This window comes from Lysinibacillus sp. GW247-5R2A (assembly GCF_059424475.1).
The window spans coordinates 335363-360411 of the sequence record NZ_JBWKZL010000001.1; the positions used below are offsets into that span (position 1 = coordinate 335363).

A 25049-nucleotide genomic window follows, 5' to 3' on the forward strand; every position below is an offset into this window, starting at 1 on the left:
GCATACTTAGCGTTATTCCAGTTTTTATCAGGGCAAAAATCTACATGCCCTTTCTACGCTATGTAGAATTTTGTGTTTAACTGCTAGCTACTACATTCCCTAAAAATCGCATTAACCGAAAATGCATTTTGACCATTTCTTCTACCGTTAAATTGTCATTGCCCTTTTCCAACCATTCTTGAATCACTCCTAAAATGGCAGATGCTATAAAGGCTTGTAAGTATTGCTGGAATTCCGGGTCCTTCACTTCCTCGCGAACTATCGATAAACTGTCCAAAATATGATTGCCAAAAATGGTTTTCATCTTTTGTGTAAAGCTAGGACTTCCCTGTTCACCTAATAACATACGAAAGGCGGGTGCATGCTCTTTTATGCAGGTGATAACCTTGATGAACGGCTGATAGAGTTGTCCCATTTTCAATGTTTGAAAAGCATCTACTGGTTGTACATGCTTCACATAGCGTTCTAATTCCATCAACAGTTCCTGCTGCAAATCCTCCATTACTTTATATTTATCTGAGTAATGCAAGTAAAAGGTTCCTCGATTAATTTGTGCTATTAGTGCTAATTTTTTTACTGTCACACGTTCAAAGCCCACCTCCTCTACTTGCTGGATCAATGCCGATTTAATCGCTTGTTTTGTTTCAAAATTCATCTTGTCATGTACGGACAATGCACTTCCCTCCATATACTTAACACATACTGGCAAACTGTTTATTGTATTTGCTCACATGCTACCTTAAAATTTTTATCAAATCAACATTGTGTTCAGTGAAGGAGTGAAATTTGTATGGAAAACCATGCCATCCTAATAAAAAACCTTGAAAAAAGTTTCCAACATAAGCAGGTTATTGCCCCCCTTTCTTTAACGATTCCAAAGGGGCAATTAATAGGCTTACTTGGTCCATCCGGCTGTGGTAAAACAACGTTAATTAAAATGATAATGGGCATGCTGAAACCTGATAACGGCACTGTTGAAGTATTAGATTTGGTTGTACCCCACCAACAATTATTGAAAGATATCGGCTATATGGCACAATCAGATGCTCTTTATACAGATTTAACGGGGGAGGAAAATTTACATTTCTTCGCTAAGCTTTATCCCTTATCGAAAGCCGAACGAGTGGAGCGTGTTGCCTATGCTGCCAATCTTGTCCGTCTTACCGATGATTTACAACGTAAAGTGGGGAATTATTCGGGTGGAATGAAAAGAAGATTATCGTTAGCGATTGCCCTTATTCAAGATCCTAAGATATTAATTTTAGATGAACCGACAGTAGGTATTGACCCTGTCCTCAAAAAAGAAATTTGGCAAGAGCTTATTCGTTTAAAAGATCAAGAACAGAAAACGATTTTAGTAACGACTCATGCAATGGATGAGGCAGAAAGATGTGATCAATTAGCTATGTTAAGAAATGGCCGAATTATTGCACAGGGTACACCCCAAGCATTAAAGGATCATTACCAAGCAAAGGATTTTGATGAAGTATTTTTAATGGCCGGAGGGGACGTATTATGAGAATGGGTGCAATTGTAACAAGAATCATCCAACAGATGAAACGAGATAAACGGACACTTGCCTTATTGTTCTTTGCCCCCCTGCTCGTACTGTCGTTAATGTACTTTATTTTTAATAGTAACGAAGCGACGATTACTCTAGTTGTCTCCGATGCCCCCACGCCCTTAATAGAGAAACTTAAAAATGCGGATTTTTCGATTGTTGTAGACAATCATTTTACGAAAAAACAACTGCAGGATAAAGAGTATGACGGCTGGCTAGCAATAGAGCCAAATAGTAGTAAATTAACTTTATTAAATGATGATCCTTCCCAGTCAAAGGCTTTAACCATGCAGCTTGCCCAAATTTTGCAGCCATCACAAGCCGCAATGGGGAGCTTGAAAACAGACTATGTGTATGGTGATGAAGATACTGCCATTTTCGATATTTTTAGTCCCATGCTCATTGGCTTCTTTGTCTTTTTCTTTGTCTTTTTAATTACTGGCATTGCCCTGTTAAAGGAACGCACCTCTGGAACATTGGAACGTTTACTCGCCACACCGATTAAGCGTTCAGAAATTGTAGCAGGTTATATGGTCGGCTATGGTCTATTTGCCTTTCTACAAACGATTATTATCGTGTTGTTTGGTATTTATGTACTTGATATTGTCCATGTAGGCTCTATCTGGCTTGTTTTACTCATTAATATGGTAGTCGCTCTTGTGTCCTTATCATTGGGTGCGCTATTATCAAGCTTTGCTGCTTCCGAATTTCAAATGATGCAATTTATACCTTTAATTATTGTTCCACAAGTATTCTTTTCGGGCATTTTCCCACTTGATAATATGGCTGAATGGCTTCAAAATATTGGCCGCATCATGCCCCTTTACTATGCAGCAGACGCATTGAATGGCGTTATGTATAAAGGGTATACCTTCCCGGATATTATCCTGAATCTCAGCATACTTGCTTGTTTCGCCATTGTTTTCATCACTTTAAATATCATTAGTTTAAAAAAGTATCGCTCGTTATAATTAAGCGTTAAAAGTTCTGCTCCATTCGGCAGAACTTTTTATTGTGGGCATGATAATATCTAAATACAGGAAATTTATCCAATTTCATTGAAGTGAAAGGTCTAATTTCTTTATAATCATTTTATAGTCGAGATTGATCTAAAGAATAAAGGTGAGTGAAGATGGCTACTATTTTGGAAGTACAAAACGTTAGTAAACAATTTAATGGGAAAACAGTTTTAGAGCATGCATCGTTTTCGATTGCAGCCAATGAAATTATTGCGCTTGTCGGAAAAAATGGATCTGGAAAAAGCACTTTACTCAAAATTATTGCCGCGTTCATTAAACCAGACAGCGGTAAAATTGTGGCGCATAAAACTTCGCTAAAAGTCGGTTATGTCCCAGAAGTCACCCCTTCCCAAATTTTATTTACACCGCTAGAATATCTTTATCATATGGGGCGGATTCGGGGTATGCCTAAAAAGCGTCTTTTGCAGAAAATAGAAGAATTGCTTGAGATGTTTCAATTAAAAGAGTCTCAAAACACAAGGATCGTCCACTTCTCTAAAGGAATGAGGCAAAAGGTAATGATCATGCAGGCAATGCTAGAGGAAACAGATTTACTAATAATGGACGAACCATTATCAGGGCTTGATGCTAAAGCACAAAATGATTTCGAACAAATATTGGCCACAGTAAGAGATAAAGGACTAAGCATTATCCTAACTTGCCATGAAACGAAATTACTCGATAGTCTTGTCGATTCAATTTTACTGATTCAAGAAAATCAACTCATTCAAGCAAAGGATTTGATTAACCGCCCTGTCCATCGACTAATCTTTGATATTGCAAGCCTAGCATTACTCGATGAATTTGTACCTTTGATGGAAATTCAACAAAAACAACCTTTAGCGAATGGACATTTTGAAATCGTATCGATAGTGCAGGCAAAGGATTCAGATCAAATTTTGCTAAAACTACTACAAAAAAATGCCTCTATTAAATATTTAGCTAATGTCCATCACAAAAAAGAACAATTCTCTTCTCATTTTTAATAGGAGGTATCGAAAAAGATGAGCAGTTTATTGCGCTATCAATTTATTAATTATTTAAGAACCTATCAATACGTTCCACCTTTTACAATTTTCATCCTCTGTCTTGTCGTTAACTATGCGTTTGTGCCTAATCCAATATTAGATAGCTATTCATTTACTTCGCTTATTCTGTTCTTTTTAATGGGCTGGTTTACTGTTACATTATTCCATGCAGAGGAGGAGGGGCAAAAGTTGATTACTACTCTTCATGCCAAAAGTCCAACACACTACAATATTGGCGTTTTCATTATTTGTGGTTTAATTGCTTTTAGCTTAAGTTGTGTTTCAGTCTTCTATCCGATTCTCATTGATGCGTTTTTCGAAAAGCCAAAACCATTACATATAGGATTGGGTTTCTTATCTCATTTTAGTTTATCGATTCTTGCTATTGCACTCACTGCCTTGTTCACAAGAGAGATTGTGAACAATAGGCAAAATACTTGGTGGGGTGTCATAAGTATTCTAATTATTGCTGTCGTTATCGCTACTTTGAAAAATAATATCCAAGCGGGTCTCCTGTGGCTACTACCGCCTGTTCATTTTTCACTAGAAATTATGAGCGTTGGCGATCAAATAGAAGTAGTCCCTAACGTATTTTACTGGCAATTTGCTTGGATAATCATTTACGCATTCCTTACCATTGCTTTATTTTTCTTCCTCGTTAATCGGAGAAGAACATGATTTAGACATTTTATTAAGGAGTGATTATTTTAATGAAGAACATCAACGTTCTAATTGTGGAGGACGAAAATGATATTGCCAATATTATAAAGGATTACTTAAGCGTTCATCAGTTCGACTCACATATTGTAAGAACTGGCTAGGAAGCTATCCTTTATTTGCAAGAATCCGCTCCAGATTTCGTGATTCTTGATCTTTCTCTACCCGATAGTGATGGGATCGAAATATGTCGTAAGCTCCGTGAACATAGTAATGTGGCAATACTCATTTTAAGTGCTAGAGGGAGTGATACTGATAAAGTATTAGGACTAGGTTTTGGTGCGGATGATTATATGACTAAACCATTTTCACTAAGTGAACTAGTGGCAAGAATTATTGCTCCTTTACGAAGGCAGGAAGGAGCGGGCTTGGCCTATCCATTTGTCAGCATATATGGAGAAACACTATGGTTCAATTACATTTCATAGCAAGCACAAGGAAGGCACTACCTTTACACTTACACTCCCTATCTCGTAAAAAGACTCCCATTTTAGGTAGTCTTTTTATCGTTCATCGTTTTGTTCCGATAGGCAAAACAGATGGAAAGGGTCAGTACACTACAAAAAAATGAATCGATGATACGGACAACCCATACGCCGTAGCTGCTTAACGGAATACCATTGATCCACTGCCAAAGACATACATAAACAAACGTTAAGAATGCTAGCGTACTCCAAAAAGCTAATTTTTTCTGAGGAGATACCGCCGGCACTTTGTTCTGTTTAATCAAAGATGCCCTGTAATACATATAACCCAAAATAAGCGTAATGCCTAACAAGGTACTTCCATGCTGTAAAAACTTATAAATGGGGATATGAAATCCAAATAAAGTAAATGTTTGAGAAAGAAAACGAAGATTGGTCACCATAAGCCCATTTTGATGTGTAAACGAATCCCATATGACATGGGTTAGCATACCTAATAATGCTGAATAACTAAAAACAATAGTTTTCCATGTTTTAGTCCCTGAAATTTGATAGCTATTAAAATCCTGTAAAAATTCTGGTAAATGGCTCATGATTGGCTGATGGATAAACCGATGATAAATCAAGTAGATGATTAGAACGAGTGGAAGATTGAATAAAAAGAACCCTGCAAATGTATGGCCAATCTCCCCTATTGGCCGTCCCCTTAAAAAGTATTCGAAATCTGGAGCCATGCTACCTAATACCAAGGCAGAAAAATGAATATATTTACTTTTTCGAGAAAAAGGTAGGACCGCTGCTGGATGAGCAAATGTTAATGGCATAATTTCCATCTCCTTTTATGACATCTTTCAAATCGATTATTACAACGTTTTTTTGTTCAAAAGGTTACTTCGACTGTAAAAATTTATTAATAATTTCATAAGTACCTACTAATAATTACATATTACACTAAAGAAAATACTATGGAAAAAGAAGTACTGATACGTGCCCAAAATGTATGTAAAACCTTTTCAATTGGTAGCGAACAATTCCATGCCATTAAAAATATGAATATTGATATTTATAAGGGGGATTTCACTGTTATTATGGGAAATTCCGGTTCTGGTAAGTCAACGCTTCTTTATCTGTACGCAATTGTCACTCTTTGTTCCTCCTATTTAAGAAAAAGAAAATTGCAAAATGGTCTGATGGTTGTCCTTATTTTCCTATCAACGCTTTTACTCGCTACTTCTGTAACCATACTAATAAATACGAACAATATTTTTGAAAAAGCCCATTTTGATTCAATGGGTGATGATGTTCATAACCCTTTTGTCGTAAACGATTGGTGGGAGGAACCGTCATTCACTAAATATCTTCTTCTGATAGCACGACAATATTATTTCTTCGAAGTAAGGCAGTCGTTACGCCTTCCCCGACTATTTTAGTACCGTTGAACTCGCCATTATAAATCGCTGCACTACCACAGGACGGGCTATTTTCCTTTAAGACGACCTGTGTCGCCCCCACCTCTAACGCTTTCTGTAAGGTCGCATACGCCCCCTTCATATATAGCTCTGTGACATCACGGCCAGACCTTTCAATAACGGTAGCTTTGCCATCAAGAACATCGTCTCCATTGCCTCCCACTATTTCAGCAGGCTCACGAGGCGTTGAAAAACCTCCCATCAGCTCCGGACAAACGGTAATAGCCTTTTTCTCTAACACGAGCTTTTGTACTCGATCATCTATACAGTTCGTACCGTTATAACGAACATTTAATCCTGCTAAACAAGCACTTATTAAAATCACTGCTATTCCTCTCCCCTTTACGATTATCGTCTATATGAATAACATCATTTTAACATGTGTCTCTGAAAAATTACTAAGTGCCCTAGCATTTTCTCTGATACAATACGTATCAAAGCCATTCTAGTTTCTTAGAAGTGGAAATGGAATTTATATAGAAAAGACGGAGGAGTAGATTGTCGTGGAATTTACGATTTGTTTTCTAAAAAAGGGTGAGCATATCCTATTACTTAATAGAGACTACCCAACTTGGATGGGCGCATGGAATGGTGTAGGTGGAAAAATTGAACAAAATGAAACACCTTTAGCTGGTGCCCTAAGAGAAATTAAAGAAGAGACTGGTATTACGGTTGAGGATATTACTTATAAAGGTAAAATCAGATGGACAGATGGGGTCATTGATTATGGCTGTATGTATGCGTTTATAGCAGAAATTCCTGATTCATTTACATATGTTACACCGATAAAGGTTGCAGAGGGCATTCTTGATTGGAAGGAGCTTACTTGGATTTTCCACCCTGAAAATGTAGGCATTGCAGATTTAAAGTATTATTTGCCTACAATGCTTCAGGAAACAACGAACTACGAATACATCTTTACTTATCAAGATAAAAAATTAGTCCATATTTCTTCAACACCAATTGAACAAGCATCTAACGTATAATAAATATCTAAGCCTCGTCTATGTAAAAAGTACATGACGAGGCTTGTTTACTTACTATCTTGGCTGAGCGCAACGCATTCGACACATTGACCAATGTAACGTTGTATGCTGAATTTCATCATGAATGTCCCATAGGCTATCGACTATTTTCAATTCGACATTACGTTCTAGCATTGCACTATATATATCATCGATTTCAAATAACGCAATAGGAATTTGAGGCGTTTCACTAACCGAATAGCCCGCAATTTCATCCTGTAGCGTAAATCCTTTTCCCTCAAACTCATATAAGTATAGTCTTGTACTTTTCAATACCTCCACCCATTTGCGTTCAATAACCACTACATGAGGCGCTGTTGTGAGATACTGCTGTCTGTCCTGCTCTGTCGTTTGACTCCCAGCATGAAAACAAACACGCGGACAATCTCTCGGAGTTAAATAATTAGGCAGGCATCTCTCGTTGATCGCCCATACAAGACCTTTGCTTGTATCTAAATCTGGGCGTTCGGGTATACGAGGATGAAAAATCGTTATCGTAGGGTCTTCACTAACATGAAATAATTTCACGGTCTCTCCTCCTTATTTTTTTAGCTTAAATACAATAAAATCAGCACAATGCAAATCTTCCTCAAATTGAGGGTACTTTTCAAGCATTTCTTGTGACGGTCTCGGCTCTACAATTTTTTCTATATGAAAGCCTGCTTCCGTAATTGCTTCCACATAGCTTGTTAATGTGCGATGAAACAATACAATAGGTGGGTCAGCAGCTAGTTGTTGATAAGCACCCTCATAAAAGTAACGCTGTACCTTCCAATACTGCTGATCCAGCTGTTCATGTCTCATCCATCCACTATTTGGCGTGACAAAGCAGGGATGCAATATTGAAAAAACAAAAGTGCTATTCGGCTTTAAAAGACGATACATCTCACGTATTGTTGCACGATAATCCTCTAAATCTTGAAGAACCATATTCGAAACGATACGATCAAATTGATTGTCTGCTAAAAATGCTAAATTTTCACAGTTACCATGAAAAAATTGAACTGGCAACTGTTGCGGTGTTCTTTCCATAGCAATGTCTAGCATTTTTTGTGAAAAATCAACAGCCGTTACGATAGCCCCTTGCTTCACTAGTAATCTACTTAAGTATCCTTCGCCACACCCCGCATCTAATAAAAGCTTTCCATCCACCTCTCCCAGTAGAGAAAAAATAGTGGGATTTAATAGTACTTCACGATGAATATCACCATACTCATGATAATTAGCGGTATACCTCTCTGCATATTGATTCCAACGCTTAATGGCTTGTTCTGTATTCATAAAAATACCTCATTTCAATGTAAAATCGTAACGTTACGTCCCTTGTGCACTTGTCTATTTTTCCATATAAAGAAAAAAATATATAGACTTTTATTTAATTTTTTCATATCATGTAGATAGAGGCACGCCTTCTTTAAGTAAATGACTAAAGCCAGAAATCTTATAGGATTTCTGGCTTTTATGCTTTATATGGAAATAGTATGTTCAGCAACGGCTTCTTTTTTTATGGTCAGCCATCTGCCTACTAACATCACTAGTAATGCCACAAAGACGATTATACCCGCAAAGACTAGTGCTGCCTTATAGCTATTATAAATATCGACCAGCTGACCCGCGACAATAGGTCCAATTATTTGTCCAAACGCATAAAACGTTGTTAGTAATGATACAACGAATCCACTTTGTGTCGGAAAAAGTTGTCGTGCATAGGATGTAGTCAGTGTCACAATACCTACAAAGGTTAGGCCGAATAAAAATGATGCTACTAATACACTCCAAACTGTTTGTGAAAATACAGGTAACAAGATGCCTATTACTTGAAGTATGTATGCCACAAATAAAATTTTTATAGCTGAAAACTTCTCTAATAAGATCGTCCAAACAGGTGCTGATGGGATTGCGGCTAATCCTACAATGACCCAGCTATACGAGGAGTACGCTTGGAGAGAAGGAATATTATGAATAATATCAACTAAAAAAGTACCTGTAATAATATACCCTAGTCCCTCAAGTCCATATGACAAAATAAGCCATGGCATAAAGCCCTTTGTCATTCTCGTATTAGATGAATTCGCTCCTTTTAACGTATCTTGAATCTCTAAACCTCTCCATAAAATAGTAGTAATCAGTAAAAAAACAACTGACAGTATGCCTAGTCCCAACCATGTTCCTTGCCATGCAAGTCTCGCTTCAATAAGAGGAACGCATATGCCTGAAATAGCAATCCCTAGCCCTATACCACTAAAAACATAGCCCGACCATCGGGATAGTGAATGTTTCGCCAAATAATCCATGACAATACTAGACGTTAAAACAAAAATCAGTCCACCTGTAATACCAGCGACTAATCGAAGAATTAACCACATACTGTACAGCTCCATCAAGCCCATTAATCCAACTGATAGGACATTAAAAATAACACTTACCATTAAAATTTGTTTACGCTGACGATGAATAAAGCCCGCCCATAGTGCCCCAATGAAATAGCCAATATAATTACTTGACGCTAAAAACCCAGCAACTTCTAAAGAAAATCCTACATCCTGTCGCATAAACGGTAGAATCGGCGTAAAAGCAAATCGACTAATGCCCATAGCAATGACGAGTAATAAAATTCCTCCGAAAACAACCCCCATATGTTGGCGATTCATAGTGTCCCCCCTTTTCCCCTATTGTAATTAAAAGGATACCGAGCAAAAATTAATAAATCTAATATATAATCTATATAAATGCATAAAAATAATTTATAAAAGGTGTGTCTATCATGAATCTACATGCACTGCGGTTATTTACAAAGGTAGCCGAGCTCGATAGTGTTTCCAAAGCTGCCCAAGCCCTTATGATTAGTCAGCCCGCTGTAACCATTCAAATTCGAAATTTAGAAAAAGAACTAGGTTTAACATTGCTAGAATCGAAAGGTAGAGGTATTACACTAACTCAGAGCGGCGCCTTTTTATATAAACAAGCACAGCGCTTATTTGATTTAGAAATAGATATCGAAAATAAAGTAGAGCAGTTAAAAAATACAGGTCATGAGGAATTACAAATTGCTTCCACACATGTGCCCTCTCATTTTCTATTACCTAAATTATTAGCCCATTTTAAACAAGTCTACCCAACTACGCATATTCATTTAAAAACAGCTAATTCACAGCAAGTAATAGAGGAGTTACTCCATTATAAAGCAGATTTAGCCTTTATCGTTAAAGAAGATGGTCATCACCCTGATATTCATTACCAATTTCTAATGAATTTAGATTATTGGTTTATTGTGCCATACAATCACTCATTAGCCGGTCAAACGGTTTCACTTTCCGAGCTCATGCAACAGCCCTTTGTCACAAGAGAAGATGGTAGCTCCACAAAGGAATATTTAAATGCATTATGTAAAGTACATAAGATACCCCCACCTAAAGTGGGACTACAACTGGATGGAATCAATGAGTCCATTCATGCAATTGCAGCTGGTTTCGGGACGATGCTTGCCCCATCTATAGCAGCATCCAGCTTTATCCAGCAGCAACAAATAGCACGAGTGTTTATTAAAAACATTGACATTCAGCGCCCGATTTATCTTTGTACACGGAAAAATGAACAACCTCATTCTTCTTCTTTTAATAATTTTCTTCATATCATTCATGAAACAATCTCTTAGAAAAAAGGCACTCTGGCTTTAAAAAAGAGTGCTTTTTTCTATCTTTCAGCGTCTGTCAAAGCTGTAAAATTGTAGGCTGAGTCATTTATTCACCTCTAACCACTTTTTATTATTATTCGTTTTTTTATAGACTTAATAGTTTAAATAGCCTATAATAATCCGTGTTATTATCAATAAACGAACATTAAGGTGGTTTTTATGGCTGAATATACGCAAATTTTCAAAGGAACAGCTTTTACTAGTAAGTCTGCTACTGAAGTTCAGATTTTGAAAGATTATTTATTTTTCATTAATGCAGATGGCATGATTGAAAAAACAGTCTCTCCTGAACATGCTGATTACCAACAACTATTAACTACATACCAACACCATAAACATTTTCATCCATTAGATGAAGGTCAATATTTATTACCAGGATTTGTCGACTTGCATGTACATGCTCCACAATGGGCGCAATCTGGTACAGCTTTAGACATTCCACTTTATGATTGGCTGAACACATATACCTTCCCTATCGAATCAAAATTTTCGGATTTAGTATTTGCTCAAGAGGTTTACGAAGATTTAGTGAGCACACTCCTTGCTAACGGCACTACAACATCCTTATATTTCGCGACGGTTCATAAAGAGGCTAGTATTCTTTTAGCAAAAATTTGTGCTGAAAAAGGCCAACGAGGATTAGTCGGAAAAGTGGTGATGGATGATCCTGAACAAAATCCTCATTTTTACCGAGATGCTACTACACAAACAGCTCTTGCTGATACAGAAGAATTCATTTTAGCTGTAAAGGATTTAGCAAAGACAACTAAGCAAGGTGTATATCCTGTTGTCACTCCTCGCTTCATTCCAAGTTGTACCGACAATGCTTTAAAGGGATTAGGGGAATTAGCAGCAAAATACAATACACATATCCAATCTCACTGTAGCGAAAGTGACTGGGAACATGGCTACGTCAAGGAAAGATTCCATAAAAATGATGCTGAGGCTCTCCATGATTTTGGTTTATTAGGCGAAAAATCTGTTATGGCCCATTGTAATTTCCTAAGCGATGATGATGCACGTCTATTTGCTGAGACAGGCACAGCTATCGGTCATTGCCCAATATCTAATGCCTATTTTGCAAATAGCGTTATTCCCATTGCCCGTTTCCATGCACTCGGCGTTGATATTGGATTAGGTTCAGATATATCAGGCGGATTTTCCCCTAGCCTTTTCGAGAATGCAAGACAAGCTGTCATGTCTTCGAGAATGCTTGAGGATGGTGTAGATACAGCAATCCCAGCCAATAAACGCGGTGTTCCAAATTCACGTATTACGATTAATGAAGCCTTTTATCTAGCAACAGCTGGCGGCGGCGAAAGCTTAAGCCTTCCAATTGGTCGTTTACAGGAAAACTATACATGGGATGTACAAATCATTGATACAAAGACCCATTCTGCAAAGCTTCCGATTTTCGATAGCCAAGAAGCATTACACGATATTTTCCAAAAAATGATGTATCTTGTCCGCCCTGAAAATATCCGTGAGGTTTGGGTCCAAGGGAATAAAGTTCATTCAAGGGACTAATGATTCACCAACTGTCTATTAAAAATTTATCAATATGAGGTGCACATTTTCGTGGAAACGCAACAAAGTAAACTAACTAATACAACGAGAAAAACAACCAAATTAACCGTACTACCAGATGAAAAAGTTTCGATTGGTCAATCGGCGTTACTAGGTTTACAGCATGTCATGGCAATGGACGTTTACGTTGTCCCATTTTTAATCGCCATGCTAATTGGCTTACAAACTGGTCAAGCCAGTGCATTAATCCAATCCACCTTTATTGCTGCAGGGCTTGCAACTATAATACAAACACATTTCTGTATGAAATTACCAATGGCACAAGGCCCTTCCTATGTTCCGCTAGGAGCCATCGTTGGTATTTACGCAGCCAGTGGCAGTGGGGATTTAGGTTGGAGCACAATATTAGGCGCAAGCTTAGTTGGTGCCATTTTAGTAATTATTTTAGGCTACACAGGTATCTTCAATAAAATTGTACAAATCTTTATTCCGCCAATTGTAGGGGGAACAATCATTTTTGTTGTTGGGCTATCGTTAATGCCTGTCGGTTTAAGCGATAATATTTTTAATGGAGCAGGTGCATCCATTCAACAAAATATTTATTTAGCGCTGATTTCAGCAGTAATCCTAATGATTTGTGTGATGTTAGGTACAGTCTTTCATCAAAAGGGGCGCCTATTCCGTATTGGCTCCGTTATTATTGCTTTAATAGTTGGTAGTATTGCTGCAAATATGATGGGCGTTTTAGATCTATCAGCTGTATCACAAGCAAAATGGTTTAGTATGCCTCAAATTCCATTCGTTGATTTCAGCTTTAGCTTTAATATTTCTGCTATTATTACAATGGTCATTATATATATTGTCTTAATGGCGGAAACAACTGGCACATGGTTTGCTATTAGTAATGTCATCGACAAACCTTTAACGGATAAGCAAATTAATCGAGGTGTTGTCGGTGAAGGGATCGGCTGTTTTATTGCTTCCTTACTAGGTTCTACACCAGTAACTGGTTACTCAACAAATGCAGGGGTAATTTCCATTACAGGAATTGCTAGTCGTCGTGTATTTATCGCTGCGGGTATTTGGTTCATTGTTTTTGGCTTCTCTGGTAAATTAGCCGCTCTCATTTCAGCCATTCCTTCGGCTGTCATTGGAGGAGTATTTGTCATTGTATGCGGCATCATTGCTATTAGTGGTTTACAGGTCATGAAAAATGAACATATTGGCGAAAAGGAAATGTATGTAATTGCTATTCCAATCATTTTAACGTTAGCACTGACATTATTGCCAGATGATTTCTTGTATTCATTACCGACAACTGTTCAATATTTATTCGGTTCACCTATTGCCACAGCTGCACTTGTAGCCATTATCCTCAATAAAATATTACCACGCTCAAAATAATTAACAATTTCATGCACAACCCTCTTTCACTATTGGTGAGCGAGGGGTGTGCTTTTTTAATTTTTCAAATATTTCTGTTTCATTTTCTAGCAATCTGTTATACTTGAGCAAAAAAGTAGGGATTAGTATGGTATATGATGTCATTATAGTTGGGGCAGGTTCTATGGGGATGGCGGCAGGTTATTATTTAGCGAAGGCAGGCAAAAATGTATTAATGCTGGATGCTTTTAATCCCCCACATGAGGAAGGTAGCCATCATGGAGAAACAAGAATTATTCGCTTTGCCTACGGGGAGGGAGCTAGCTATGTACCTTTCGTGAAAAGAGCTGGGGAGCTATGGCAGGACCTCGAATCTTTAGCAGATGAAAACTTATTTTTACAAACTGGTGTAGTAAATATTGGAGAACCAACCTGTAGTTTTATTCAAAATGTAAAAGCCAGTGCAACACTTCATGAATTAGCACTCGAACACTATTCAGCAGCTGAAGCAATGAACAAGTGGCCTGGATTATCTTTACCAGCTAATTTGGTGGCATGCTTTGAGCCGACTGCCGGTGTCCTTCGAGTTGAAGCATGTATTCGAGCCTATAAAAAACTAGCTGTGGAAGCTGGGGCACGCTTACAAACAAATGAAAAAGTTGTTAGCATCCAAGCTGGAGAATTGGTGCAAGTGCAAACGGCCAATCAAGAATATAAGGCAAAGCATTTAATTGTCACTGCAGGGGCATGGGCAACTGAGCTACTGCAAACGCTAGACATCTCCCTTCCTGTTACACCAACGCGAAAAACCTTTGCATGGTTCGAAGCGGATGACGAGCTTTATAGTGAAGAGGTCTTTCCAGCCTATTGCTTTGAATTCGCCGATTCCTCTTACTATGGCTTCCCTAGCATTGATGGTGCAGGACTAAAGCTAGGTCGACATGATGGTGGCGAAGAAATCAATCCAAATAGGCCTCTTCATCCATTCAATGACAAGGATCGTGCAGATTTACAACATTTCATTCAGCAATTTATGCCTCGGCATGGCGCGTTAAAATACGGGAAAACGTGCAAATATTCCATGACGCCAGATGAAGACTTCATCATTGATTTCCTACCTACTCATCAAAATATTATAATCGCGGCAGGTTTTTCAGGTCATGGCTTTAAATTTAGCAGTGCCGTTGGAGAAGCTCTCGCAGAATTAACGTTATATGGTGAATGTCAGCAGGATCTAACACGCTTCCACCTTAGTCGATTCCATTAATTTTGGATACATGTGGGGAACGACATTAATTGGATGCTTCATCATAAAAGCAGATCGTAAGGCGGCAATTTCATTCTTGGAAATAAGCGACGTTACTTTTGTTCATTCTAATTCAATTTATTATTTCATTTTTATTAGTCTAAAAAGAACCCCAAATTATAGTAACTTTATGAGTCACTATAATTTGGGGGTTCATCCATATCTTACGCTTCAATAAGTGCTAAAAAATCCTGCCAATGATGCAATCTTGGTAACTCAACATGCTGATTATAGGATTGATTTTTTAACACTACTTTTGTCTGTATATTATGAAGTGTCCCCAGCACTGCTGGTTTATCATCTACATAAACATCTAAAGCAAGATCTTTTATAATCGCTACCTTCTCTGCATCTTGCATACCACAGAAAAAATGGCCCTCTTTTATCGGAAATCTTTGTGCACCCATCCATTCTTTTGTTTGCGCACAAAATTGCTTCGGACGAGAGGTAATGTAGTAAATATCATGGCCGTGATCCGCTAAAGCTTGCAGAACTGCTAATGACCCTTCAAAAGAAGGACAGTTCGTAAAATAAATTTCTTCTAATGAACTGTTCCACATCGCTGCTCCCTCTTCATCCGATAAGCCAAATGGCTCATGAATTTCAACTCTTTTTAGCGTATGAAAAATATCAATTGGAATATTTTTCTCCATTTTTTTATTGTAAATGGCAAAGGCATGTGCCCGTAAATCTATTAGTGTATCATCAATGTCAAAACCAAATTTCATTAGGTGTTACTTCCTTTCATGATGCTCTATTGACAAAATGAGCAGAAAACGTTTGTTCCCTCTCTATTTGTACGGCTAAAACATCCTCAATAGCTTGCTTTCGCATATGCTGAAAATCTTGAACATTAAAATGCGCTAATGATTCCTTATTTAATAGAGACGCCAAACAATCAGCATCTTTTAACGCACTGTTCAGGCCAAATGCTCCGGTCGGTGTCATCGTATGAACCGCATCGCCTAATAGCACAAGACCTTGCGTACCCCAACAGTTACAGTGACAGCTGAAAACATCTAACAGCACAAAATCTTTCCAAGACTGAATATGCTCCTTCACTGGCTCAGATAATGCAGGAAATTGCATCGTAAGCTGTTGAATAAAAGGTGTAAATGATTGTTTTCGGAGCTGTGGATAGCTCCCCTGTTCAATATTCCACCCAATTTGAATAAAGCCACCAACTTGCGTGAACAATGATAGTTGCTTATCTCCGATTAATGCCATTTTAATAGAGGGCTCCCAGTCTGAAGGAGCTGGAATTTTAGCCCATAATAAGTCAAAGCCATGTTTTTGTTTTTGAACATCTATATGTGCTGCCTTACGAATCGTGGAGTAGCGTCCATCAGCACCGATTATTAGTTGGCTATTGATCGTTATAGTTGTTCCATCCTTTATGGCAATTACGCCTTTATAATTACCTGATGCGTCCTGGATGAGCTCCGTTACCTTCGTATGTAGCAGACAAGTAAAGTGAGAAAATAGCAGTGTTTTTTGTAAAATACCTTTTAATAGATTAGCTTGAGGAACATGAATTCCTAGATGCCCGACAGAGTCATTAGGAAAAATTGTTTTAAAGGCATTACCATCTGCATAATATTCTAGCTTTTCCATACGTAATAAGCCGAGCGACTCGACTGCTTCGAAAAGTTGATGACTTTTTAAAACAGCCTCGCCTTCTTCATTTAAATGTTCGCCACGAAAAGACTTACCTAGGGCCGCATTTTGCTCTAGTAGAATGACCGATAGCCCTTTTTTGACTAGTAAATAAGATAAAAGTGCACCAGCTGGTCCAGCCCCTACTATACAAACATCCGCTTCATAGTTCAATTTCCTTCACCTTGCTTTGGATATGCGATAATACGTAAATCCTCGCCTACCTTATCAAATGAGGCAAATTCAATATCCCATGCCTCATTCATGAAAGAGGGGTTATAACCCGCAAATGGCGTTAAGGATAAATTTCCTCCTAAAACCTTTGGCGCTATATAAATTACATACTTATCAATGGCACCTTGCTGTAAAAATGAAGCATTCACTTTACTACCACCCTCTAGCAAAATATCTGTAATGCCGTGTTCATAAAGTCCTGCAAGCATTTCATCAATATTTAGCCCATGTTCGTTCGTCTCAATAGATAAAACTGTGAGGCCTTTATTAGTAAATGAATCGACCTTTTCTTGGCTTACCTCATTGCTACAAACAAGAATTGTTGAGGCTTCTTCCGTATTGATCACATTCGCATTAAGCGGTGTGCGTAATAAACTATCCATAATAATGCGTGTTGGGTTTTTCCCATAGCCATTACTTAATCTTGTTGTTAAAGATGGATTGTCAGCGATAACTGTACCAACACCAACTAGAATGCCATCTACCTCATGGCGAATATGGTGGACATCCTCACGTGCAGCATCACCCGTTACCCATTTAGAGTGCCCTGTATGCGTAGCAATTTTCCCATCTACAGTCATAGCAAATTTCGAAATAACAAACGGTCTTTTAGTGAGCATGTTATGGATAAAGCGTTCATTTAAACGGCGTGCTTGTTGCTCCAAAACACCGACCTCCACTGCTATACCTGCATCGCGTAGCAATTGAATGCCACGACCTGCAACAGTAGGATTAGGATCTTGCATGGCAACCACCACTCGACTAACACCAGATTCCTTCACTAAATTCGCACAAGGAGGCGTTTTACCAAAATGTGAACAAGGTTCAAGTGTGACATATAATGTAGCATTCTTTGCATGTTCGCCAGCCATACGAAAAGCATGAACTTCTGCATGTGGTTCGCCTGCTTTTCTGTGTAAACCAGTACCTACAATAATGTCATTTTTGACAATTACCGCCCCGACAAGTGGATTAGGGTTTGTATTACCTTTTGCACTAGCCGCTAGATCTAGAGCTAGTTGCATGTATTTTTCGTCTTTATTAGTCATGGTCGCCACCTCCACTTATTGTTTTTCTCGTAAATGTCCAGATTTCTCAACCTTCGTTTCCAAATAAAAACGATTCGTTTCTGTTAAGCCGCCCCATAAAGGAACATGCCCTTCTGCTGCTAAGCCTCGAGCCTGTAAAGCAGCCAATTTTTTAGGATTATTTGTAATAAGCGTCACAGGCTTTGCACGTAGAGTAGTTAAAACTGCGAGTGCTTCTTCATATGAACGCGTATCGTCAGGGAAGCCAAGTGCATGGTTTGCCTCTACTGTATCTAGCCCTTCTTCTTGTAATAAATAAGCGAGTGATTTAGAGAATAGTCCGATGCCTCGCCCTTCATGATCAGCTAAATAAAAAATAGCTCCACAGCCGTGCTCTACAATCATTTTCATAGATTCATGCAATTGATAGCCACAATCACAGCGCTGACTACCAAATATGTCACCAGTGTGACAAATACTATGCATGCGGATTAAAGCATCTTCTGAATGGGTAAAATCACCATATACAAGAACTGATGATTGCTGTAAAAAAGCCAAATTGGCTGTAGCTAAGCCATCAATGATTTCTTCTTTTGATACATTCACATCTACTGTAAGCCAGTTATACCACTGAAATGTAGCAGAAAAGTCACCTTGTTGAACGGGCAAATTCACAGGACCAACTAGGCAAATATTTTCTGTATTCGTGTGCTTTATAACTGTCATTTTATCTTTCACTATGTCCATAATTTTAGTAGTAATTGTCATATTAATCTCCAACCTTCTATAGGAAACAGTTGGTTAAAAACACCAACTGAGCACATGTATTTTCACAACACTTACATAACGTAACTTAGTTTATAATAATAACTAAAAAGTGTCAAACAACGGCTACTATCCTATTATTTTTAATAGTATATACAAAAATTTTAGCATTACTTTTTCATCATATACTACTAGCTTATGGAGATGCTATTTTTTCTGTGCAGGCTAGTCTATAATAAGCTGTGGTACCTGTAATGACGAAAGGAAGTTTAAAATGAACTTAGAAAAAACTGTGCAACTGAAGCAGCCTAAATATCAACAAATCGCTATCGACCTTGCCTCCAAGATCGTAGAAAGAAAATACCGCATCGGCGATAAAATATATGCAAGATCTTCTCTTGCAAGTCAATATAATGTGTCTGCTGAGACTGCGAGAAGAGCAATCGCTGTTTTACAAGACTTAGAAATTGTAGAGGCATCGAAAGGCAGCGGTGTAATTATTAAGTCGTATGAAAAAGCAGCGCATTTTGTCCGACAATTTCATGACGTTCAATCCATTCATGAAATACAAAATGAACTTCTGACAAGTATTCAAAAGCAACAGCATGAATTAATTAATTTACAAGACAAGGCAAAGCAGCTAATTAGTCGTACCGAGCATTTCCGTTCAGTAAATCCATTTATCCCTTATCAATTAGAAATGACGGCTGAAAGTCCAGGCATTCATCAAACTGTACAAGCCTTAAATTTTTGGCAAAATACATCAAGTACCATCGTCGGTATTCGTCGTGGTAATGAATTATTACTATCACCTGGTCCTTATGTATCATTCGAAGAAGGTGATATTATTTATTTTGTTGGAAATGATGAAAGTTTCGCTAGAGTACAAAGCTTTTTATACCCAAATTAAAAACCGTTTAAGCGCTGGTATCACAGCGTTTAAGCGGTTTTTTTCTTATTGGTCGGTTTGACAAAAGTAACAACCCTTTGTTACAGTAAGGTTGTTACTTGTTTATTTTTGGGTATCACTATCCTCAAATAGTAATAATCTACGAAAGGAGTGCTTCTATGGAAAAATTAAAAGTAGAACACGTATCAAAAGTGTTTGGCAAACATATTCCCCAAGCACTAGAACTCGTCAAGAAACAAAAAAGTAAGACTGATATCTTAAAAGAAACAGGTGCAACTGTTGGTGTATACGATGCTAGCTTTACAGTGAACGAAGGAGAAATCTTCGTTATCATGGGATTGTCAGGAAGCGGTAAATCAACATTAATACGGCTCTTAAACCGCCTTATTGAACCAACGAGCGGAAATATATATATCGATGGAGAAAATATTTCTAAAATGGGTAAAGAAAGTTTACGGACTGTAAGAAGAAACAAAATGAGCATGGTTTTCCAAAACTTCGGTTTATTCCCTCATCGCACATTACTTCAAAACACCGAATACGGACTTGAAATCCGAGGCATTTCAAAGGAAGAACGCCAAGCAAAAGCAGAACAAGCTCTTGAAAATGCTGGATTACTCGCTTATAAAGATCAATACCCAAGTCAATTATCAGGTGGTATGCAGCAACGTGTTGGATTAGCGCGTGCTCTTGCCAATGATCCTGAAATTTTATTAATGGATGAAGCTTTTTCAGCATTAGACCCATTAATTCGTAAAGAAATGCAAGATGAGCTACTCGATCTACAACAAAAGGTCAAAAAAACAATTTTATTTATCACTCATGATCTGAATGAAGCCTTACGCATTGGAGATCGCATCGCTATTATGAAGGATGGCTCTATCATTCAGATTGGTACGGGAGAAGAAATATTAACCAACCCAGCGAATGATTATGTCAAAACATTCGTGGAAGATGTGGACCGCTCTAAAGTATTGACGGCTGAAAATGTCATGGTGCGACCGGTTTATGTCAACGTAGATTTAGACGGCCCTAAAGTAGCACTAAAACGTATGCGACAAGAAGCTGTTAGTTTATTAATGGCTGTGGACAAAAACAGACATTTAAAGGGCTTTATTACAGCAGACGACGCATTAGCTTCAGCTAAGAAGCAAGAGCAAACTGTCCATTCCATTGTGCAATCAGAGGTGCTAACCGTTCCACCAGACATGCTATTACAGGATATATTAGGGATGATTTATAATTCACCTACTCCTATTGCCGTCGTAAAAGATGGTCGCTTGCTTGGTGTGCTGATTAGAGGCGTTGTCATTCAAGCACTTTCAACGAGTGACGAGGAGGCCGATGTACATGAATAATTTTTTAGATAATATTCCAACAATACCACTAGCTCCATGGGTAGAATCAGCTATGGACTGGTTGACGAGTAATTTTTCAGCGTTCTTTAACTCGATTCAACAATTAGGAAAACTACTCATGAATCAGGTCACTGATTTGTTAAATAGTATCCCAGCCATTATTTTAATATTACTTGTCGTTGTTTTTGCCTTTTATGCAACTGGTAAAAAATTCGGGCTTGCCTCATTTTCATTAATAGGCTTGTTGTTTATTTATAATCAAGGTCTTTGGACAAACCTGATGGAAACAACCACGCTCGTCATCTTTTCAAGTATTATTTCCATCATCATCGGTATTCCACTAGGGATTCTAATGTCGAAGTCTACAATCGCTGAAAGTATTATTAAACCAATACTCGATTTCATGCAAACAATGCCTGGCTTTGTCTACCTCATCCCTGCCGTTGCCTTTTTCGGCATAGGAATTGTACCTGGTGTCTTCGCATCCGTTATCTTTGCTTTGCCACCAACTGTACGTATGACTAACCTAGGTATTCGTCAGGTGCCTAAAGAATTAGTGGAAGCCGCAGACTCTTATGGTAGTACAGCTAGTCAAAAACTATTTAAAGTAGAAATCCCACTTGCTAAATCAACGATTATGGCAGGTATTAACCAAACTGTAATGCTGTCCCTTTCTATGGTAGTTATCGCCTCGATGATTGGTGCTCCAGGTTTAGGACGTGAAGTCTTAACAGCCCTACAACGTACACAGGTTGGGAATGGTTTCGTTGCAGGTTTAGGTTTAGTTATTTTTGCTATTATTATTGACCGTTTAACACAAAGCTTTAATAAAAAGAAAGCCTTATAAAATTAGTTTATTTTCTTGCCATGAAGGCAGTTTAATAGATAGAAATGATGGACAGAAAGGGAGATTAGATGAAACTGAAAACACTATCGAAATTAGGAATGGCTTTAGGTTTAGGCTTCATGCTCGCTGCATGTAGCGGAGGAGACTCTGGTTCTGGAAAGAATAGTGATTCTAAGGAGGTAAACTTAGCCTATGTAGAGTGGGATACTGAAATCGCCTCTACGAATGTAGTGGGGCAAGTCCTTGAAGATTTAGGCTATGATGTGACATTAACACCTTTAGATAATGCCATTATGTGGGAAGCAGTTTCTAAAGGCGAGGCAGACGGCATGGTTGCTGCATGGTTACCACATACACATGAATCACAATATGAAAAATATAAAGATAAATTAGATGAGCTGGGCGAAAACCTTGCTGGCGCAAAAATCGGCTTAGTTGTACCAAGCTATATGAAAGCAAACTCTATTGAAGATTTAACAGATGAGGCTGATCGTACAATTACTGGTATCGAGCCTGGCGCTGGTATAACAGCAGCAACAGAAAAAGCATTAGATGAATATGATAGTTTAGCAGATTGGAATTTTGTTACGTCTTCTTCCGGTGCAATGACTACTTCCTTAGCAAAAGCGTTGAAAGAAAAGGAAGAAATTATTGTTACTGGTTGGTCACCACACTGGAAGTTTGCTAAATATGATCTTAAATATTTAGAAGATCCAAAAGGTGTTTTCGGTGGCGAAGAAACAATCAATACTTTTGTTCGTAAAGGGTTAAAAGAGGATTTACCTGAAGTGTATTCCGTATTAGATAACTTTCACTGGACAGCTGAAGATTTAGAAAGCGTTATGCTAGAAGTAATGGATGGTAAGGATCCAAAAGACGCTGCTAAAGAATGGATTGAAGCAAATCCAGAAAAAGTAGCTGAATGGACAAAAGATGTAAAAAAATAATGTAAAAAAATGCACTTCCTTTTTTCAACTGGAAGTGCATTTTTTATAGGCTTCTTTTATGACAATATTTTCAACATGACGGCTGCTCCTAAAACAAGCACGATACAAACAACTCTTCTCCAATCCTTTGATTCATTAAAGAAGAACATTCCTAGCAAGGCTCCTCCAGCCGCACCAATTCCTGTCCAAATTGCATAAGCCGTACCCATTGGTAAGGTTTCCATAGCATATGCAAGACCTGCAAAGCTTAATGTAAATGCAAATATCAATAACCCCAAGTTTTTTTTATTCTTTTCGTTATTATATTTACTAATCATATAGACGCCCATCATCTCACATAGGCCAGCAATTATTAATGCCATCCATGCCATTATTCAGTCACCTCTTTTTCCTTCGGCTCTCCTGTCACAAGCTTTAAGCCTACAACCCCTGCCAATAAAACAACAATACATAGTATTTTTGCTAGCTTCCATGGCTCTCCAAACAGCAAACTATCCGCGCATACAGTGCCTGCTGTCCCTAAGCCTACAAAAATCGCATATACCGTACCAACTGGTAAGTGCTCTCCCGCTTTAATAAGCAAATAAAAACTAACATAGATTGCAATTGCAGTGCCTATCCATTCCCATACAGATGAAGCATGCTTTAAACCAATGACCCAGCCTACTTCAAAGCAAGCAGCGATAATGACACTTAACCAATGCTTATTCATAAAAAATCCCTCCATTTTATAGGACACGATGAATGACTACCTTGATGACTATCCTTTTTCAGCTTTCGCCAAATTACCTGATTTTAGCCAAACAAAAAAGCCTAGAAGAAACTGTCCATCGACAGTATCTCCCAGGCTTTTATCCCTCCGTGTCACAAAAAAAATTGTGGTTTTCTCTCGGACCAGACTAGCATCGGCTACGGAACCCTAGAAAACTTTACAATATTTTATTAACCTTAGTATAGCAAACTATTTAATAATTTTCCACTGGGACATAGCCGACTTTTTCTACTAATGCTTGACCTTCATCGGTAAGTATCCAATCCATTAGCTTTTGAACATTTTCATTTTCTGCCCCTGTAGTGACCGCATAGAACTCGGATACTAATGGATATGTTCCATTTCGAATATTCTCTTTAGTTGGAGCTACTCCATCAATGGATAGTAATTTGATTTTTTTATTTTGAACCATTTCTGTCGAATAATATCTAAACGTATAACCCATCGCATTTTTATAATTTCGATATTGTGATACTTCATGGATAATGCCACCCATTCCTGAGGCAATATTTTCAGAAGGTGCTTTCATAATCGACATGTTGCCCATTAATTTTTCTAGTGCCGTTTGACTTCCACTATCCGCCGGACGCTGGAAAGCACGGATGGCTTCATCATCACCGCCTACATCACGCCAATTGGTTATTTCACCAGCATATATTTTCTTCACCTGTTCCAATGTAACATTATCTACACTGTTTTTATGATGGACAAAAAAAACAAATGCCTCTCGCCCTATTGGTGTCATATCAAATGTCAGTCCTCCTTTTTCTGCTTGCCATTCTTGGGAGGCAGAAGGTGCTGCCACAAAAATAAGATCCACATTTCCCGCTATTAAATTTTGATAGGCTTCTGGCGTACGGCTCACTTGGACCCTACTATTATATGGCTGGTAGTCTCCTTTAGGATAAGTAGCCTCTACAAAAGCTGCATATAAAGGATACATAGCCGTGGCTCCATCTAAACGCGGTAATGACTCTGTCAATTGTAAGGAGGCTTTTTCGTCAGGCTTTACTACTTGATTGCCCTGCGTAAATGGTTGATAGGCAGATACATCAATTTCTGCATCTACAGTGGGAATAGTCAGCTTATAATAATGTTGAATAGGAGGTATTAAAGCAATTACTATTGCTACACCTAATACACTCATTAACCATCTCCTTTTCTTTTTTGTATGTATCCAATTAAATATTCCACCAACAAGCAACACAAATAAACAAACGGGGACTGTATAAACTAGTGGTAGAAAGTGCAAATGACCATTCAGAATGACAATAAGTGCTACCATTACTGTCACTACTGATAAACCAATCATAATGCTCACGATTTGTAAAAATTTAATCAAGACGCAACCCTCCAGTGTAATTTTACACTTTCAATT

General features: G+C 38.1%; 27 protein-coding genes, 1 pseudogene and 1 riboswitch. Of the genes and pseudogenes, 15 read left to right on the top strand and 13 right to left on the bottom strand.

Features of this window, described 5'->3' with window-relative positions; genetic code table 11:
• Window positions 1–76 precede the first annotated feature (76 nt).
• On the bottom strand, window positions 77–655 hold the full coding sequence (locus tag AC07YC_RS01625) for a TetR/AcrR family transcriptional regulator (RefSeq protein WP_494918208.1): 579 nt from the start codon (window positions 653–655) through the stop codon (window positions 77–79).
• A 135-nt stretch (window positions 656–790) separates the two neighbouring features.
• On the opposite strand from AC07YC_RS01625, the gene AC07YC_RS01630 reads away from it, so the two are divergent.
• From AC07YC_RS01630 to AC07YC_RS01650, 5 genes are all read left to right on the top strand, one after another.
• A complete protein-coding gene (locus AC07YC_RS01630) occupies window positions 791–1519 on the top strand; it encodes an ABC transporter ATP-binding protein (RefSeq protein ID WP_494918210.1) in 729 nt (242 codons plus the stop codon).
• Entirely contained in the window at window positions 1516–2532 is a 1017-nt protein-coding gene (locus AC07YC_RS01635) for an ABC transporter permease (RefSeq protein WP_494918211.1), read from the top strand. The genes AC07YC_RS01630 and AC07YC_RS01635 overlap by 4 nt, the downstream gene beginning before the upstream one ends.
• Window positions 2533–2693: 161 nt before the next feature.
• Entirely contained in the window at window positions 2694–3566 is an 873-nt protein-coding gene (locus AC07YC_RS01640; protein ID WP_494918212.1) for an ABC transporter ATP-binding protein, read from the top strand.
• Window positions 3567–3584: 18 nt separating this feature from the next.
• A complete protein-coding gene (locus AC07YC_RS01645; protein WP_494918213.1) occupies window positions 3585–4286 on the top strand; it encodes an ABC transporter permease in 702 nt (233 codons plus the stop codon).
• Between the two features lie 149 nt (window positions 4287–4435).
• Window positions 4436–4753 carry a response regulator transcription factor gene (locus tag AC07YC_RS01650; protein ID WP_494918378.1) on the top strand — a complete coding sequence of 106 codons (318 nt, stop codon included), beginning with the start codon at window positions 4436–4438 and terminating at the stop codon, window positions 4751–4753.
• 62 nt (window positions 4754–4815) lie between these two features.
• On the opposite strand, the gene AC07YC_RS01655 is transcribed toward AC07YC_RS01650, so the two are convergent.
• Window positions 4816–5574, bottom strand: a complete 759-nt coding sequence (locus AC07YC_RS01655) for a DUF4184 family protein (RefSeq protein ID WP_494918214.1) — start codon at window positions 5572–5574, stop codon at window positions 4816–4818.
• 141 nt (window positions 5575–5715) lie between these two features.
• Between AC07YC_RS01655 and AC07YC_RS01660 the strand changes: the two are divergent.
• Window positions 5716–5880, top strand: a pseudogene (locus AC07YC_RS01660) (ATP-binding cassette domain-containing protein); the annotation flags it as partial.
• Window positions 5881–6100: 220 nt separating this feature from the next.
• On the opposite strand, the gene AC07YC_RS01665 reads toward AC07YC_RS01660, so the two are convergent.
• Window positions 6101–6544, bottom strand: a complete 444-nt coding sequence (locus AC07YC_RS01665) for a 2-thiouracil desulfurase family protein (RefSeq protein WP_494918215.1) — start codon at window positions 6542–6544, stop codon at window positions 6101–6103.
• 178 nt (window positions 6545–6722) lie between these two features.
• Between AC07YC_RS01665 and AC07YC_RS01670 the strand changes: the two genes are divergently transcribed.
• Window positions 6723–7205, top strand: coding sequence for an NUDIX hydrolase (locus tag AC07YC_RS01670; RefSeq protein ID WP_494918216.1), 483 nt, complete (start codon window positions 6723–6725; stop codon window positions 7203–7205).
• 54 nt (window positions 7206–7259) lie between these two features.
• Here AC07YC_RS01670 and AC07YC_RS01675 read toward each other — a convergent pair whose 3' ends face one another.
• From AC07YC_RS01675 to AC07YC_RS01685, 3 genes are all read right to left on the bottom strand, one after another.
• Window positions 7260–7772, bottom strand: a complete 513-nt coding sequence (locus AC07YC_RS01675; protein WP_494918218.1) for a DUF6886 family protein — start codon at window positions 7770–7772, stop codon at window positions 7260–7262.
• Window positions 7773–7784: 12 nt separating this feature from the next.
• Complete coding sequence (locus AC07YC_RS01680) at window positions 7785–8525, bottom strand: class I SAM-dependent methyltransferase (RefSeq protein WP_494918219.1); 741 nt, start codon at window positions 8523–8525, stop codon at window positions 7785–7787.
• Between the two features lie 185 nt (window positions 8526–8710).
• Window positions 8711–9895, bottom strand: a complete 1185-nt coding sequence (locus tag AC07YC_RS01685; protein WP_336634209.1) for a YbfB/YjiJ family MFS transporter — start codon at window positions 9893–9895, stop codon at window positions 8711–8713.
• A 113-nt stretch (window positions 9896–10008) separates the two neighbouring features.
• Here AC07YC_RS01685 and AC07YC_RS01690 point away from each other — a divergent pair, with 113 nt between their 5' ends.
• The 4 genes from AC07YC_RS01690 to solA all read left to right on the top strand — a co-directional run bounded on the left by AC07YC_RS01690 (window position 10009) and on the right by solA (window position 15115).
• On the top strand, window positions 10009–10899 hold the full coding sequence (locus AC07YC_RS01690; RefSeq protein ID WP_336634210.1) for a LysR family transcriptional regulator: 891 nt from the start codon (window positions 10009–10011) through the stop codon (window positions 10897–10899).
• A 198-nt stretch (window positions 10900–11097) separates the two neighbouring features.
• Window positions 11098–12465 (top strand): guanine deaminase, encoded by a 1368-nt coding sequence (guaD, locus tag AC07YC_RS01695; protein WP_494918221.1) that lies wholly within the window; start codon window positions 11098–11100, stop codon window positions 12463–12465.
• A gap of 51 nt (window positions 12466–12516) precedes the next feature.
• Window positions 12517–13869 (top strand): uracil-xanthine permease family protein, encoded by a 1353-nt coding sequence (locus AC07YC_RS01700; RefSeq protein WP_494918223.1) that lies wholly within the window; start codon window positions 12517–12519, stop codon window positions 13867–13869.
• A gap of 127 nt (window positions 13870–13996) precedes the next feature.
• A complete protein-coding gene (solA, locus tag AC07YC_RS01705; RefSeq protein ID WP_494918225.1) occupies window positions 13997–15115 on the top strand; it encodes an N-methyl-L-tryptophan oxidase in 1119 nt (372 codons plus the stop codon).
• 203 nt (window positions 15116–15318) lie between these two features.
• Here solA and AC07YC_RS01710 read toward each other — a convergent pair whose 3' ends face one another.
• The 4 genes from AC07YC_RS01710 to AC07YC_RS01725 are packed head-to-tail and all read right to left on the bottom strand — an operon-like array spanning window position 15319 to window position 18840.
• On the bottom strand, window positions 15319–15882 hold the full coding sequence (locus tag AC07YC_RS01710) for a 5' nucleotidase, NT5C type (RefSeq protein ID WP_494918226.1): 564 nt from the start codon (window positions 15880–15882) through the stop codon (window positions 15319–15321).
• Window positions 15883–15898: 16 nt separating this feature from the next.
• Window positions 15899–16984: an FAD-dependent monooxygenase gene (locus tag AC07YC_RS01715; RefSeq protein ID WP_494918227.1), complete on the bottom strand. Its 1086-nt coding sequence runs from the start codon at window positions 16982–16984 to the stop codon at window positions 15899–15901.
• Window positions 16981–18093 carry a bifunctional diaminohydroxyphosphoribosylaminopyrimidine deaminase/5-amino-6-(5-phosphoribosylamino)uracil reductase RibD gene (gene ribD, locus AC07YC_RS01720; protein WP_494918228.1) on the bottom strand — a complete coding sequence of 371 codons (1113 nt, stop codon included), beginning with the start codon at window positions 18091–18093 and terminating at the stop codon, window positions 16981–16983. Before ribD ends, AC07YC_RS01715 begins: the two co-directional genes overlap by 4 nt.
• A gap of 15 nt (window positions 18094–18108) precedes the next feature.
• A complete protein-coding gene (locus AC07YC_RS01725; RefSeq protein ID WP_494918229.1) occupies window positions 18109–18840 on the bottom strand; it encodes a GTP cyclohydrolase II in 732 nt (243 codons plus the stop codon).
• Window positions 18841–19111: 271 nt separating this feature from the next.
• Between AC07YC_RS01725 and AC07YC_RS01730 the strand changes: the two genes are divergently transcribed.
• The 4 genes from AC07YC_RS01730 to AC07YC_RS01745 all read left to right on the top strand — a co-directional run bounded on the left by AC07YC_RS01730 (window position 19112) and on the right by AC07YC_RS01745 (window position 22899).
• A complete protein-coding gene (locus AC07YC_RS01730) occupies window positions 19112–19747 on the top strand; it encodes a GntR family transcriptional regulator (protein WP_036124312.1) in 636 nt (211 codons plus the stop codon).
• 158 nt (window positions 19748–19905) lie between these two features.
• Window positions 19906–21105, top strand: coding sequence for a quaternary amine ABC transporter ATP-binding protein (locus tag AC07YC_RS01735; RefSeq protein ID WP_069480485.1), 1200 nt, complete (start codon window positions 19906–19908; stop codon window positions 21103–21105).
• Complete coding sequence (locus AC07YC_RS01740; protein ID WP_336634218.1) at window positions 21098–21952, top strand: ABC transporter permease; 855 nt, start codon at window positions 21098–21100, stop codon at window positions 21950–21952. Before AC07YC_RS01735 ends, AC07YC_RS01740 begins: the two co-directional genes overlap by 8 nt.
• Before the next feature lie 68 nt (window positions 21953–22020).
• Window positions 22021–22899 carry a glycine betaine ABC transporter substrate-binding protein gene (locus tag AC07YC_RS01745; protein WP_336634219.1) on the top strand — a complete coding sequence of 293 codons (879 nt, stop codon included), beginning with the start codon at window positions 22021–22023 and terminating at the stop codon, window positions 22897–22899.
• Between the two features lie 56 nt (window positions 22900–22955).
• Here AC07YC_RS01745 and AC07YC_RS01750 read toward each other — a convergent pair whose 3' ends face one another.
• From AC07YC_RS01750 to AC07YC_RS01760, 3 genes are all read right to left on the bottom strand, one after another.
• Window positions 22956–23270 carry a DMT family transporter gene (locus tag AC07YC_RS01750; protein ID WP_008174577.1) on the bottom strand — a complete coding sequence of 105 codons (315 nt, stop codon included), beginning with the start codon at window positions 23268–23270 and terminating at the stop codon, window positions 22956–22958.
• Window positions 23270–23611, bottom strand: coding sequence for a DMT family transporter (locus AC07YC_RS01755; RefSeq protein WP_336634220.1), 342 nt, complete (start codon window positions 23609–23611; stop codon window positions 23270–23272). Before AC07YC_RS01755 ends, AC07YC_RS01750 begins: the two co-directional genes overlap by 1 nt.
• Before the next feature lie 126 nt (window positions 23612–23737).
• Window positions 23738–23833, bottom strand: a riboswitch (guanidine-I (ykkC/yxkD leader).
• Between the two features lie 31 nt (window positions 23834–23864).
• Window positions 23865–25013, bottom strand: a complete 1149-nt coding sequence (locus AC07YC_RS01760; protein WP_494918230.1) for a PstS family phosphate ABC transporter substrate-binding protein — start codon at window positions 25011–25013, stop codon at window positions 23865–23867.
• Window positions 25014–25049: the final 36 nt, after the last annotated feature.